Raw genomic sequence first — 12996 nt, forward strand, 5'->3', positions numbered from 1 at the left:
AAAAACTAAGTTACTAAAAAAGCTGTACAATTATTCAAAATAATTATAAAACAAAGGAGAAAACATGAAAGTTCAAAAGATAATTTTGATTTTAATTGTGAGTGCATCTGCCCTTTTTAGTGGGGATGTTGTAAAGATTGAACGTATGAGTATGGAGTTAGCAATGCAAGTTGCTAAAAAGTCAGTAGAGAGTTGTCGGAAAAAAGGCTATTGGGTTAGTGCTGTTGTAGTTGATAGAAGTGCAAATGTTCAAGTAGCTTTGCGTGACACACATGCAGCTCGTTTTACGATGGATATTGCCGAACAAAAGGCAAATCTAGTAATTATGTCAGGCATAAATAGCTCTGATTTTGTTCTAGCTCGTAGTGATATTCGTAATGAACTTAATAATATAAACGGATTGATAATGATGGATGGTGGAGTAGCTGTTAAGTCGGGTGATGTAATACTTGGAGCAGTTGGTGTTAGTGGTGCTCCTGGTGGAGATATAGATGCTGCTTGTGCACATGAAGCACTTAAATTACTTGAAGAGAGACTTGCATTTGCTACCATGAGTGAAGATGATTAGAAGAGCTATCTGCTTGTAAAAATGCCAATATAAGCTAAAAACGATATAATCACGTTATGAATTATAAAGAGATTGCACAAGAAACTTTAAATATTGAAGCACAAACACTACTACAAGCTGCTAAAAGTATAGGTGATGCATTTGAAGAGGTCGTTGAAACAATTCTTGCATGTAAAGGTAAACTTATAGTTACTGGTGTTGGTAAGAGTGGACTAATAGGTGCTAAAATGGCAGCTACTTTCGCATCAACTGGAACTCCAAGTTTTTTCCTCCACCCTACAGAAGCACTGCATGGTGATTTGGGGATGATAAGCGAGAATGATGTCGTAATTGCAATCAGTTACAGTGGGGAGAGTGAAGAGCTAAGTTCTATACTTCCTCATATCAAAAGATTTAAAACTCCACTAATTGGAATGACAAGAAATCAAAACTCGACTCTTGGACAATATAGTGACTTAGTTATTGATGTAATTGTAGAAAAAGAAGCGTGTCCTCTTGATATTGCACCTACGAGTTCAACTACTCTAACTTTAGCACTAGGCGACGCACTTGCAGTTTGTTTGATGAGAGCAAGAAACTTTAAAAAGAGCGACTTTGCTTCTTTTCACCCTGGTGGAGCTTTAGGAAAAAAACTTTTTGTAAAGGTGAGTGACCTTATGAAAAAAAGTGACCTGCCAATAGTTTCAAAAAATACAAAAGTAAAAGATGCTATTGTAAAAATCAGCGAAGGTCGTTTAGGTACGGTTCTTGTAGCAGATGATGACAATTCTCTTATAGCTCTTGTAAGTGACGGTGATATTCGTCGTGCACTTTTAAAAGATGACTTTTCACTAGAAGACAATGTTTTAAAGTATGCAACTCAAAATCCTAAAACTTTAGATGATGAGAATATTCTTGCAAGCCAAGCACTTGTGATTATCGAAGAGATGAAGATACAACTTTTAGTAGTAACAGACAAAAATAAAAAGATAAAAGGCGTACTACATATTCATACGCTGATTGAAAAAGGAATCTCGTAAAAATGAGACTAAATAAATACATTGCACACCATTCAAGCTACTCTCGCCGTGAGGCAGATAAAGTTATACAGGATGGTTATGTAAGAATAAACGGGGAGATTCAAGACAACCCCGCTACTCAGGTAGACGAAAAGAACGACATAGTCTATGTTAGCGGAAAACAAATCACTCCAAGAGACAAATACACAGTTATAGTTTATAACAAACCAAAAGGTGAGTTAGTTACAAAAACAGATCCTAGAGGGAGAAAAACTATCTATGATGGCTTAGAGAAAAAATACAAACACTTCATCCCTGTTGGCAGACTTGACTACGCTACAGAAGGTGTTTTACTTTTAACAGATGCTTCAAAAATAGCGACTGCGCTAATGGACTCTAACTTAGAGAGAATCTACAAAGTAAAGATAAAAGGTGAAGTGACTCCTGAAATGGAAGCGGCTATGATGAATGGTTTAGAGCTTCTAGATGCAACTGCTGGTGGGCACTCTCACTCAAAAGTGACTTCTATGACTTTTGCACCTTTTTTAGGTTACAAAATTCAAAAAAATGAGCATAACTACTCTATTCTAAAGATAGCAATTTCTGAAGGTAAAAACAGAGAAATTAGAAGATTTTTTGCACACTTTGGAACTGAAGTAGCTGACCTTAAGCGTATTAGTTTTGCAGAAGTTGAGTTAAATAACCTCCCAACAGGAAAAACTAGATTTTTAAGCAGAAGCGAATACTCTGCTCTATTTACATTTATGAAAGCTGAAGAAAAACTAGCAAGAGAGAAAGGGAAAAAGTAACTTGGACTTTACACATCTGCTCAGACCTAGTAAATTTGATGATTTAGTAGGTCAAGAACATTTAAGTGCAAAAGATGCTCCACTTAGAGTTTTGTGTGAAAAATACGCGCTAGGACATAGCTTTTTCTATGGTCCTGCCGGTACCGGTAAAACTTCCATAGCTAGAATCATCGCTAAAACAATGGATTTGCCTTTTTATGAGTTCAATGCAACTTCTCTAAAGATAGATCAGCTTAGAAAAATATTTGAACAATATAAAAATGCTCTTCAAAGACCTCTAATATTTATAGATGAAGTTCATAGACTAGCTAAAAACCAGCAAGAAGTTCTACTTCCAGTTATGGAAAACAACTCCGTTTTAGTCATAGGAGCTTCAACCGAAAATCCTTTCTTCTCTTTAACATCAGCTATTCGTTCACGCTCTATGCTTTTTGAATTAAAACACATCAATAACGAAGCATTATCAACTCTTCTAGATAAAGCCTTAAAGCATGCAGAGCTAAAGTGTGAAACAGATGCAAAGGAGTATCTTATAGCCAGCAGTGGGGGAGATGCTCGTGCAATGCTAAAACTTTTAGAGTTTGCTTCTAATATTGACACTGCAATAACTCTGAATATTTTAAAGTCCCTGAGACCAAATGCACTTAGTGCAGGAAGCAGTGAAGCAGGTGTTCATTATGATCTTGCAAGTGCTCTTATAAAGTCCATTAGAGGCTCAGATGCAGATGCGGCTATTTACTATCTTGCAAGGCTTATAGATGGTGGAGAGAGTGCTGATTTTATTGCAAGAAGACTCGTAATTTTAGCCAGTGAAGATGTAGGAAATGCAAATCCACAAGCTCTGACTCTTACAACTTCTGCACTTACGAGCGTCTCCAAAATAGGCTATCCAGAGGCTAGAATCATCTTAGCGCAAGCTGTAATTTATCTCTGTGCTTCTCCAAAATCAAACTCTGCATACTTAGCTATAAACTCAGCACTAAAAGCCGTAAATGATGGTGTTATGCTTGATATTCCAACAAGTATTACACAAAGAAATGAAAATTATCTATATCCTCATGACTTTGGTGGTTATGTAGAACAAACTTACCTATCTAAACCCTTGAAATTTGTAGAGTTAAAAGATATTGGCTATGAAAGCAAGATGAGAGAATGGATGCTAAACATTAAAGGTTTTATAAAAGATTAATCATTATAGTAATAAACTATGCCCTATAACAACCAGGAGTTCTACCTATGGAAATCACATCCTCTTCAAATACTATCGACATCACTGGAAATATCAAAAGCATTAATAATTTTTCTGAAATTAAGAAAGTAGTTGACAGTATAGTAACTCAACATAAGAACATAACTATAAATATTATAGATTCTCTTTCTATTACCTCTTCAGTTATTGGGTATTTTAACAAACTTATTTTAAAAGATAATGTAAATATAGAGATGCGAGTAGGAAACGATCAACTTATACATCTATTAGCTGATCTTAATCTAGCTTCGACTTTTAAAGCGAGGAAAGCATAAGATGAGTATAAAATTTAAACTAAATCTTATCGCTGCAATAGTTGTCTCCTTCGCACTTATTATTATTGCTATCTCTATAAATCAGGCAGTACATGATAGAGCTATCATATCTCAGGCCAAAGAATTAAATGTACTTTCTCAAAAATTATCATTGTTAATTCATGAGACACAAAAAGAGAGAGGTGCAAGTGCCGGTTTTATTGGTTCTAAAGGTAGAAAATTTGCAGACATATTACCTAAGCAGAGAGTTCTGAGTACTTCAAAAAATTCTGAGCTTACAGCTTATATATCAACTCTTGATTTAAGTTCATTTCCAAAAGAGCTACAAAAAGAGATATCTACTTTAAAATCTGATATGAGTAAAATAGACAGTATAAGAAGTAGAGTAGATTCTTTAAGCATAAGTATTAAAGATGTGGTTGCTTACTATACAAAAATGAATAAAGAAATCTTAAATATTGTTTCTTTAACTGCCAAGCTAGCTGATACTCAAGAGTTAGTTAAGTCACTCGACGCCTATACTAACTTTTTAAAATCAAAAGAGAGGGCAGGAATCGAAAGAGCTGTTCTTAGTGGAACTTTTGGAGCTGATAAATTTGCTCCTGGAATGTTTTCCAAATGGGTAACTCTTGTTGCTGAGCAAGATGCTTACATGGACTCATTTTTGGCAATGGCTACTGATAGTTCAAAAGAATTTTATAAAAATAAAATCAGCTCTCCTGTAGTTGATGAAGTAAATGCAATGAGAGCTATTGCAAGAAACAAAGCTATAACTGGTGGATTTGGAGTTGATAGTGTTGCTTGGTTTAAGACAATCACTAAAAAAATCAATCTTTTAAAACAAGTTGATGACGAACTTGCAAAACAAAATACAATACTCTTAGAAGAGGTAGAATCAGCTTCAAAGATGAGCACTACATTAACACTTACTAGTTATAGTATCTTTGCAATAGTTATATTTATAATTATCTTCATGATTTCTAGAGGAATTAATGTAAGTGTTAGAAGCTCATTAGAGAAAATTAGCTGTGTTTCTGATAACCTTGATTTAACTTGTGACATTATAGTTGAAGGAAAAGATGAGATATCTCAAATCTCAAAAGCTATCAACGTTATGATAATTGCTTTTAAAGCAAGTGTACACCAAGCAAAAGATGTATCTACTGCTACGACACAAGAAAGTCAAAAGTTGCACCTTGTGGTTGAGGATTTAACTAAAAATGGTGAAGTAGCAGATGCTAAAATTTCAAATATAAATGTTCTTGTATCTGAAGTAGGTAAAAGACTTGATGCTGTTGAAGAAGCTTCTATTACCGTAACAGAAGATTTAAATAAAACATTTAATGTACTAGATAGTTTTGTATCAAAACTAGACTCTGTTGTGTATGCAATTGATGAAGGAAGCGAACACCAACAAGATTTAGTTCAAAAAGTCTCTTCACTTACAGAACAAGCCAAAAACATCAAAGATGTACTTGCAATTATCTCTGATATTGCAGACCAAACCAATCTACTTGCTTTAAATGCCGCTATTGAGGCAGCAAGAGCAGGTGAGCATGGACGAGGGTTTGCAGTTGTTGCAGATGAAGTTCGTAAACTTGCTGAGAGAACGCAAAAATCTCTTAGTGAAATTAGTGCTAATGTAAATCTAATTACTCAAAATGTTGTTGAGATTTCTGAAGAAACTGATAAGACATCAAAAAATATGCAAAACATTTCAACCTCGGCTCAGGAACTTATTTCTGACTCACAAGAGACTAAAGAAAATCTATCTGTTACTACAGATAAATCAACAGATGTTATGCACCAGAGTACATATATTGTAACAAAAACAAAAGAGTTAATTGCTAATATGGATGAGATTATAGAACTCTCAAATGAAAACATACAACATAGAAATAAAGTGGAGAGCAGTGTTAATAAGTTATCAAGTGACTCAGACAGACTGCAAAATGAACTAAGTAAGTTCAGAGTTTAGTAGCAATAAAAACATGCAAAACGAGTCCATAAAAATAGACGAGAGTGTTTTAAAACATATGAAATCTTTGACACTTTTATGTGTTGAAGACAATATGGACATACAAAATTTATACAATGAAATCTTTAAACTCTTTTTCAAAAAGGTAATTAGTGCTGAAAATGGCGAGGATGGATATGAAAAGTATCTCTCTTGTAAGATTGATGTTGTAATTTCTGATTATATCATGCCTAAACTAGATGGTTTGGGTATGATTAGAAAAATCAGAATGTCAAACAAAGATATTCCTATTATCTTAATTACAGCATTTACAAAAGTAGACACAATAATAGAAGCACTTCAGTTAAATGTAAACAATTTCATAAAAAAACCCATAGAGACTAATGAAATAATAAATGCCATAACTAACGCTGTAAAGATAATAATTGCAAATAATTATTTGAATGATCAAAAAAATTTAAAAATGAAAGAATTAGAAGCCAAAGGTAAATACAGCACTTATCAAGAAGATTTAGCATTTGAAAAAGAGCTAAATATTCTTAGAAATGACTTCTATTATCAGATGCTAGATGCCTCATGTACTACTTTATTAGATTTTTCATATCAGCCTCTAGATACTTTAAGCGGTGATGCATACAGCGCTAGAAAAATAGATGAAAACAGAACGTTCTATCTCCTTGTTGATGGGATGGGAAAAGGTCTATCTGCTTCTCTTAGCTCAATGCTTATTACATCATTTGTAAATCACATCATAGATAAGATGCATGACTTAGATGACTTTGACCTATATAGACTTATAGATGAGTCACTCGAGTATATTAAACCTATACTTTTAGAAGAAGAAGCCCTTTCAATAGACTATATAATACTTGATTTTACGAATGCTAAGATGCAATATTCTAAATTTGCAATGCCTGAAATGCTACTGCAAAACAAAGAGAATGAAATAATAAAAATTAAGTCTAACAATACTACTATTAGTAAGTATATGAAAGACTTTAAAATCTCAGATTATGATATATCAGATATTACTAAATTTTTATTTTATAGCGATGGTATGATAGAAAATTCTACAAGATTCAAAGATAAACTATATAAAGAGTACATAGGAAATGATTTCTTGGATTCATTTACAAAAGATGGAATGAAAAAGAGACTTCTTTGGGCAATAGATAAAGCTGAAGATGATATTACTTTTATATTTATCAATAAGCTTAATCTAAAAAACAGTATTATTGCTCAAAAGAGTTTTAGTACAAGCATGAATGAACTTGATAATGCACATGACTGGTATCTAAATATTTGGAGTACATTAACAGACAACTCAAAAATAACTAATAATGCAAGTGTTGTATTTACAGAACTATTCATGAATGCTTACGAGCATGGTAATCTAGGACTTGATTCATATACTAAACACAAACTTATAGAGCAAGATACATATCTAAATACTCTACAAAAACAACAAGAAACCTGTAACAAACAGATACATGTCACAATAAATAAGATAGCATACAAATCATCAAATTACATAATCACTCAAATTAGCGATGAAGGCAAAGGTTTTGACACTCAAATATTGAGTAAGATATTTAGAAACGCTAAAGCTTTCAATGGAAGAGGTGTATTTGTTTCAAGAAGTTCATCATTGGGAATTTACTACAACGATAAAGGGAATTCAGTACTATTTTTACATAAAATATAGACTTCTAGCATAAAGCTAAAAGTCTTTATACTTAGCAAAAATTATTTGCTAAGTGCTGCTTTAGATGCTTCTGCAACTGCTGTAAAAGCTGCTGCATCATTCATCGCCATGTCAGCAAGAATTTTACGGTCAAGCTCGATGCCAGATTTGTGAAGACCATTCATAAAAGTAGAATAATTCATTCCATTTAAACGAGACGCTGCATTAATACGTACGATCCATAATTTACGGAAATCACGTTTCTTTTGCTTACGGTCACGGTGAGCATATACCCATGATCTTTCAATTTGTTCTTTAGCTTTTCTAAAGTGTTTACGACGACCACTATAGAAACCTTTTGCTAATTTTAATATCTTTTTGTGTCTTCTTCTACGAACAACACCTGTTTTTACTCTTGGCATATTTTTCCTTTTTCTTTACCCGGTCACTTTTTGTGATAAGGTGCCACATCAATGGTGGTCTTGCCCAATTAAATAATTGGAGATTTATAATAAATTATCCTAAATTCTCTCAAAAAAAACTTTTTGAAGCTTTAGGGGGTTGTAGGGATATTGTCCCTGCCATTATAATGGGCTTTTGCTCATTATAATGTTTGATTAATTTATCATAGCCTTAATGTTTGCTTCGTCAGCTTTTGAAACAACTTTTGGGCTGTTTTGCTCACGACGAGTGCTTGCATCTTGTTTAGTTAGAATATGACTTCTGTACGCTGTACCACGTTTAACAGAACCGTTTTTCTTAACTTTAAAACGCTTAACAGCGCCTTTTACCGATTTCATTTTTGGCATCGATGGCTCCTTCATAAAATTCTCATAAATTGAGAGTGGGATTATACCCAAAAATTTCTAAATTTTAGCTACAATAACCGAATGAATTCAATTAAACACATAAATAATGCACTAAAAGAGCTAGACGATGAAGTACAAAAAATACTTTTAAATTGGGACATTCCTCTAAATGAAAAAGACAATCTCATGCTTCCAATACTTCAACAAAAGAAAGTTTTATCGCAGACATTGGAAGACTTAACATACTTAAAAGATAATCCACCAAAACCAAATCAGCCCTGTGGGATAAGTAAGTATAGAGAAGATTAAAAAAAGCAACAATTACGTTTTGACATATAATTTGTTCAAGTTCAAGGCGAAATCTAGTTAAATTGAGGAGTTTACTTGTGTAAATGACGAGGTTTCACTCAATTTCAACGCGGAAATTGGATAAATTATATGTCAAAAAAGACCCTTCTCCAGATACCTGCGGCACATAACACTTCAGGGTGTGCTGCTGTATTCCTACCCTGACACATTGTCCTAAAACATCATTGCACAGGTCTAAAGAAGAGCGGTGGAATTATAGCCAATTTTTTTTAAATAGCAAAGCTTTTAGTAACCGACTCTCTAAAGAGTTGGAATTGTAGCCACTGCATCTTTTAAAGCTTGTAAATAAGCCTCATACTCAAAATCTTGATTTTCATCTGATGCGGCAGACTCTAACTCTTCTAACATCTCATATATTTCATCAAACTTTAAACTACTTGTAGTACCTTTAAGTGAGTGAGTTTGCAGTTTTATAGCCAAATAATCTTTTGAGTTAATTGCGTCTTCGAGTGTTTGCAAAATCTGAGGAGTTTCTTGTAAAAAACTGCTTATTAAGATAGGTATATGTTTTAATTTTAAGCCTATTGAATTTGCTATTTTTTCATGTGAGAGTATTGAGTAGTCAGGTGTTGAAATTGGCACGATTTATTTCCTATCTTTTATGTATAATTTACTACAATTTTAACATAGGAATCTAAATGTTATATATAATATGTGCTCTAAAATCAGAAGCTCAGGCTTTTGTAGATAAATACAAACTTCCAAAGAACAAGCAAAACTCACAAATCACGATAGTAATAAGCGGTATGGGTTCTGAGAGTATGTTTAATGCTACAAAGGATATTGTAACTAAGATGAGTAATAAGGACACAATTATCAATGTAGGCATCTGTGGTGGAGATAAAAAATTTGCAATTGGAGAACTTATAGATGCAAGAGAAGCAAATCTTACTTGTGTAGAGTCTGATATATCAGAGCATGGTAAGTATGAGCTCGTAGATATGGAGTCTGATGGTTTTTTAAAAGCTACGCAGGGTGTAGAAAATAAATATATGTTTAAAGTGGTCTCCGATCACTTTGAACCTCATAAAGTAACAAAAGAAAAGACTAAGTCTCTTATATTTAATGTTATAGATGATATAAACAATATAATAAATTTTAAGGTCAATCAATGAAATATATATTAATACTTTTACTTACTCTTTTAACCCTGGATGCCAATACTACAAGTGATCAAAAACTAAAAAAACAGATTGGTCGTATGCTTGTTATTGGGTTTGAAAATGAAAGCGTTAATAAAAACACCGAAATTGTAAAACAGATACAAAAATATGATCTTGGCGGAGTTATTTTATTTGATAAATTTTATCAAAAAAGAAGCATAACTAAGAATATACGCTCACCCAAGCAACTAAAAGAACTGACAAGCAAACTCAAAAAACTCTCACGCAAACCTCTTTTAATCTCTGTTGATCAAGAGGGTGGAAGTGTAGCACGACTAAAACATTACTATGGATTTGATAGATTTCCATCCGCCAAAGAAGTCGCACATCTTTCAACAACACAGGCAAAAGAGATATATGAAAAACAATCACAGATGCTTGAGAGAAACAGCATAAACTGTAATTTTGCTCCTGTTGTTGATTTGGATATAAATCCTAAAAATAGAGTCATCTCAAAACTTGAGCGCTCATTTGGAAGCTCCAGCCAAGAAGTAACTAAGTACGCAAAAATCATGATAAATGCTCAGACAAAGCATAATGTCATAAGTGTTTTAAAACACTTTCCCGGTCATGGCTCTTCACTCGGAGATTCACACAAAGGTTTTGTAGATATATCAAAAACTTGGACTAAAGAAGAGTTAGTGCCGTATCAGAACCTTATAGATGCAAATAAAGTAGATATGATAATGAGTGCTCATGTTTTTAACTCCCATCTTGATTCTAAATATCCTGCAACACTTTCATATAATATAAATACTAAACTCCTTCGAGAAAAAATGGGCTTTAAAGGTGTACTAATCAGCGATGATTTGCAGATGAAAGCAATCACAAAACACTTCACCTTAAAAGAGACAGTTACAAAAGCTATAAACTCAGGTGTAGATATTCTTCTTTTTGGAAATCAGTTAGAATCTAATGACGCAGATGAGTTAGTAAAACTAATTTACTCTCAGGTTAAGAGTGGAGCTATCTCAAAGAAAAGAATTCAAGAAGCAAACACAAGAATAGAGAACCTCCATACAAAAAATTCTATAGTTCAAAGACACATAGATTTTGGACAAGAGCGAATAGATATGACAAAAGCGTATATCAAACAGCATTACGCTCTAGAGACAAAAGACATAAAAATAGACCCTAAAATTATAGTTTTACACTGGACTGCTGTTATGGACTTCGAGGATTGTTTTAAACGACTAAAAGGAAACACTCTCTACAATGACAGAGGCGATATAGCAGATGCTGGAGCACTCAATGTATCTTCTCATTTTTTAGTGGCTCGTGATGGGACTATTTATCAACTGATGCCAGACAACTGGATGGCGAGACATGTCATAGGACTTAACTACTCAAGTATCGGCATAGAGAATGTTGGTGGAGAAGGAAACGAAAAAGATGATTTAACTCCTGCTCAAGTAGAAGCAAATATTAAACTTGTAAAATATCTAAAAGCAAAGTATCCAAATATTGAGTACCTCATCGGTCATCATGAATATCAAAAGATGGAGGAGAGTCTGCTTTGGTTAGAAAAAGATGCAGACTATAGAACACAAAAAGCTGATCCTGGTAAGAAGTTTATGAATAGTGTTAGAGAGAATGTTAAAGAGTTAGGACTTAAAAAACCATAATGCAAAGCTCGTTTTCTCTTCTTGATTGGTATGTATTTGGAGCTTATTTTCTAATCCTTGCGATTACTTCATATATTCTAGCCCAAACAAAAATAAAAACTTCAAGAGAGTACTTTATAAGTGCAAACTCTATGCCTATGTTTGCGGTTGCTATCTCGGTTTTAGCTACCACTCAATCAGCCGCAACTTTTTTAGGAGCTCCCGAGTTTTCATACAAACATGACTTTACCTTTATAGGTTTTTATCTATCAGCCTTAGTCGCTGTTATCTTTGTAGCCTATATTCTTATCCCAAAGTTTTATGCAATGCGGGCAATTACAGTTTATGAACTGCTAGAGACTAGATACGGAGAGTCTGCAAAGAAACAAGCTGGAATCATGTTTCTTATCGGTCGTGTTCTTGCAAGCGGAGCTAGGCTATACATAGGTGCATTAGCCATCTCTATGATTCTCTTTGGCGACATAATCTTTTTTCACGTCATGCTCTCTATAACAATATTAATGCTTGGAGCTTTAGTCTATACATATTTTGGCGGTATAAAGTCTGTCGTTTTAAGTGACATCATTCAAGCCATAACCTACGTTGGAGCTGGGATTGTCGTACTAGTTTATCTCTACTACTCTCTTGATAGTGCAAACATTATGCAAGTACTTAGTGAGAACAACAAACTCCGTTTTTTTGACACTTCACTAGATGGAAAGTTTAGTGTCATCGGGCTTTTAAGCGGGTGGTTACTTCTAAATATTGCCGCTTTTGGAATGGATCAGGATATGACTCAAAGAGTCCTCAGCTGCAAAAACAAGCAAGAAGCTGCAAAGTCTCTTATAGTATCAATCTTACTTACCATTCCTGTAGTTTTACTCTTTTTAGCCATCGGTGCCCTGCTCTTTGTATTTTACCACCAAGCCAATGTCGTTCAGAGTTTTGATGGAGAAAACATCACTATATTTATGTACTACATTTTAAATGAGATGCCAGACGGTCTTCGCGGTTTAGTAACTGTGGGAGCGATTGCCGCTGCACTATCAAGTACAAACTCAGTATTGGGGGCTATGGCTTCTGTAGCCATCGAAGACCTTTACAAACCTTGGAAACTAAGACAAGGCAAAATAGATGAGATGCACTTTGTAAAAGCTTCACGAAATGCAGTTGTATTCTTTGCTGTTGTTCTTTCTATCATGGCAGTTGTGAGTTACTTTTGGCAGAGATATAGTGACCTTTCTCTTATAAGCTTCGCCCTTGGGGTAATGGCTTTTGCATATACCGGTCTTTTAGGTGTCTTCTTCTCAGCTATATTTACAAGTAGAGGAAGTTCTAAACTTGTTCCTTTTGCACTTATTGGCGGATTTTTAAGTGTACTTTCACTTCAACCATACACCTTTGGCATCTCCCTTGGTTTTTCATGGCAGATAGTTATTGGGACGATTATTGCTTTTGGTATTATGCAATTAAAATCTTCTAAGGCTTAA

The 12996-nt window shown here is 34.0% G+C and carries 14 protein-coding genes and 1 other RNA gene; 11 read left to right on the forward strand and 4 right to left on the reverse strand.

Annotation, left to right across the window (positions count from 1 at the left end; translation table 11 throughout):
* Positions 1 to 64 precede the first annotated feature (64 nt).
* From ACLHDE_RS13365 to ACLHDE_RS13395, 7 genes are read left to right on the forward strand one after another with little or no spacing between them, the layout of a single operon-like run.
* The gene (locus tag ACLHDE_RS13365) at positions 65 to 568 is read left to right on the forward strand and encodes a GlcG/HbpS family heme-binding protein (protein WP_415396893.1); all 504 of its coding nucleotides are present in this window, start codon (positions 65 to 67) and stop codon (positions 566 to 568) included.
* Between the two features lie 56 nt (positions 569 to 624).
* Positions 625 to 1587 (forward strand): KpsF/GutQ family sugar-phosphate isomerase, encoded by a 963-nt coding sequence (locus ACLHDE_RS13370; protein WP_415396894.1) that lies wholly within the window; start codon positions 625 to 627, stop codon positions 1585 to 1587.
* Positions 1588 to 1589: 2 nt separating this feature from the next.
* On the forward strand, positions 1590 to 2375 hold the full coding sequence (locus ACLHDE_RS13375; protein ID WP_415396895.1) for a pseudouridine synthase: 786 nt from the start codon (positions 1590 to 1592) through the stop codon (positions 2373 to 2375).
* 1 nt (position 2376) lies between these two features.
* Positions 2377 to 3564, forward strand: a complete 1188-nt coding sequence (locus tag ACLHDE_RS13380) for a replication-associated recombination protein A (RefSeq protein WP_415396896.1) — start codon at positions 2377 to 2379, stop codon at positions 3562 to 3564.
* 47 nt (positions 3565 to 3611) lie between these two features.
* Positions 3612 to 3899 (forward strand): hypothetical protein, encoded by a 288-nt coding sequence (locus ACLHDE_RS13385; protein WP_415396897.1) that lies wholly within the window; start codon positions 3612 to 3614, stop codon positions 3897 to 3899.
* A gap of 1 nt (position 3900) precedes the next feature.
* Positions 3901 to 5877, forward strand: a complete 1977-nt coding sequence (locus ACLHDE_RS13390) for a methyl-accepting chemotaxis protein (RefSeq protein WP_415396898.1) — start codon at positions 3901 to 3903, stop codon at positions 5875 to 5877.
* 13 nt (positions 5878 to 5890) lie between these two features.
* Positions 5891 to 7582: a response regulator gene (locus tag ACLHDE_RS13395; protein WP_415396899.1), complete on the forward strand. Its 1692-nt coding sequence runs from the start codon at positions 5891 to 5893 to the stop codon at positions 7580 to 7582.
* 41 nt (positions 7583 to 7623) lie between these two features.
* On the opposite strand, the gene rplT is transcribed toward ACLHDE_RS13395, so the two are convergent.
* A complete protein-coding gene (rplT, locus tag ACLHDE_RS13400; RefSeq protein WP_373002733.1) occupies positions 7624 to 7983 on the reverse strand; it encodes a 50S ribosomal protein L20 in 360 nt (119 codons plus the stop codon).
* Positions 7984 to 8178: 195 nt separating this feature from the next.
* Entirely contained in the window at positions 8179 to 8370 is a 192-nt protein-coding gene (gene rpmI, locus ACLHDE_RS13405; protein ID WP_415396900.1) for a 50S ribosomal protein L35, read from the reverse strand.
* Between the two features lie 81 nt (positions 8371 to 8451).
* Here rpmI and ACLHDE_RS13410 point away from each other — a divergent pair, with 81 nt between their 5' ends.
* Positions 8452 to 8679, forward strand: a complete 228-nt coding sequence (locus ACLHDE_RS13410; RefSeq protein WP_415396901.1) for a hypothetical protein — start codon at positions 8452 to 8454, stop codon at positions 8677 to 8679.
* Between the two features lie 143 nt (positions 8680 to 8822).
* Here the strand turns inward: ACLHDE_RS13410 and ffs are convergent.
* Positions 8823 to 8920, reverse strand: an RNA gene (gene ffs / locus ACLHDE_RS13415) — signal recognition particle sRNA small type.
* A 59-nt stretch (positions 8921 to 8979) separates the two neighbouring features.
* Positions 8980 to 9321 (reverse strand): Hpt domain-containing protein, encoded by a 342-nt coding sequence (locus tag ACLHDE_RS13420; protein ID WP_415396902.1) that lies wholly within the window; start codon positions 9319 to 9321, stop codon positions 8980 to 8982.
* A gap of 56 nt (positions 9322 to 9377) precedes the next feature.
* Here ACLHDE_RS13420 and ACLHDE_RS13425 point away from each other — a divergent pair, with 56 nt between their 5' ends.
* From ACLHDE_RS13425 to ACLHDE_RS13435, 3 genes are read left to right on the forward strand one after another with little or no spacing between them, the layout of a single operon-like run.
* Positions 9378 to 9854, forward strand: coding sequence for a hypothetical protein (locus tag ACLHDE_RS13425; protein WP_415396903.1), 477 nt, complete (start codon positions 9378 to 9380; stop codon positions 9852 to 9854).
* Complete coding sequence (locus ACLHDE_RS13430; RefSeq protein WP_415396904.1) at positions 9851 to 11527, forward strand: glycoside hydrolase family 3 N-terminal domain-containing protein; 1677 nt, start codon at positions 9851 to 9853, stop codon at positions 11525 to 11527. Before ACLHDE_RS13425 ends, ACLHDE_RS13430 begins: the two co-directional genes overlap by 4 nt.
* Positions 11527 to 12996: a sodium:solute symporter gene (locus ACLHDE_RS13435; RefSeq protein ID WP_415396905.1), complete on the forward strand. Its 1470-nt coding sequence runs from the start codon at positions 11527 to 11529 to the stop codon at positions 12994 to 12996. Before ACLHDE_RS13430 ends, ACLHDE_RS13435 begins: the two co-directional genes overlap by 1 nt.

This window comes from Sulfurimonas iocasae, assembly GCF_047716755.1.
Lineage (GTDB): Bacteria > Campylobacterota > Campylobacteria > Campylobacterales > Sulfurimonadaceae > Sulfurimonas.

Excerpts from the sequence above, each read along its gene's own strand:
- ACLHDE_RS13430 (WP_415396904.1), top strand. The coding sequence starts at position 9,851 with ATGAAATATATATTAATACTTTTACTTACTCTTTTAACCCTGGATGCC.
- ACLHDE_RS13385 (WP_415396897.1), top strand. The coding sequence starts at position 3,612 with ATGGAAATCACATCCTCTTCAAATACTATCGACATCACTGGAAATATC.
- ACLHDE_RS13375 (WP_415396895.1), top strand. The coding sequence starts at position 1,590 with ATGAGACTAAATAAATACATTGCACACCATTCAAGCTACTCTCGCCGT.
- ACLHDE_RS13370 (WP_415396894.1), top strand. The coding sequence starts at position 625 with ATGAATTATAAAGAGATTGCACAAGAAACTTTAAATATTGAAGCACAA.
- ACLHDE_RS13395 (WP_415396899.1), top strand. The coding sequence starts at position 5,891 with ATGCAAAACGAGTCCATAAAAATAGACGAGAGTGTTTTAAAACATATG.
- ACLHDE_RS13365 (WP_415396893.1), top strand. The coding sequence starts at position 65 with ATGAAAGTTCAAAAGATAATTTTGATTTTAATTGTGAGTGCATCTGCC.
- ACLHDE_RS13425 (WP_415396903.1), top strand. The coding sequence starts at position 9,378 with ATGTTATATATAATATGTGCTCTAAAATCAGAAGCTCAGGCTTTTGTA.
- rplT (WP_373002733.1), bottom strand. The coding sequence starts at position 7,983 with ATGCCAAGAGTAAAAACAGGTGTTGTTCGTAGAAGAAGACACAAAAAG.
- ACLHDE_RS13410 (WP_415396901.1), top strand. The coding sequence starts at position 8,452 with ATGAATTCAATTAAACACATAAATAATGCACTAAAAGAGCTAGACGAT.
- rpmI (WP_415396900.1), bottom strand. The coding sequence starts at position 8,370 with ATGCCAAAAATGAAATCGGTAAAAGGCGCTGTTAAGCGTTTTAAAGTT.
- ACLHDE_RS13390 (WP_415396898.1), top strand. The coding sequence starts at position 3,901 with ATGAGTATAAAATTTAAACTAAATCTTATCGCTGCAATAGTTGTCTCC.
- ACLHDE_RS13435 (WP_415396905.1), top strand. The coding sequence starts at position 11,527 with ATGCAAAGCTCGTTTTCTCTTCTTGATTGGTATGTATTTGGAGCTTAT.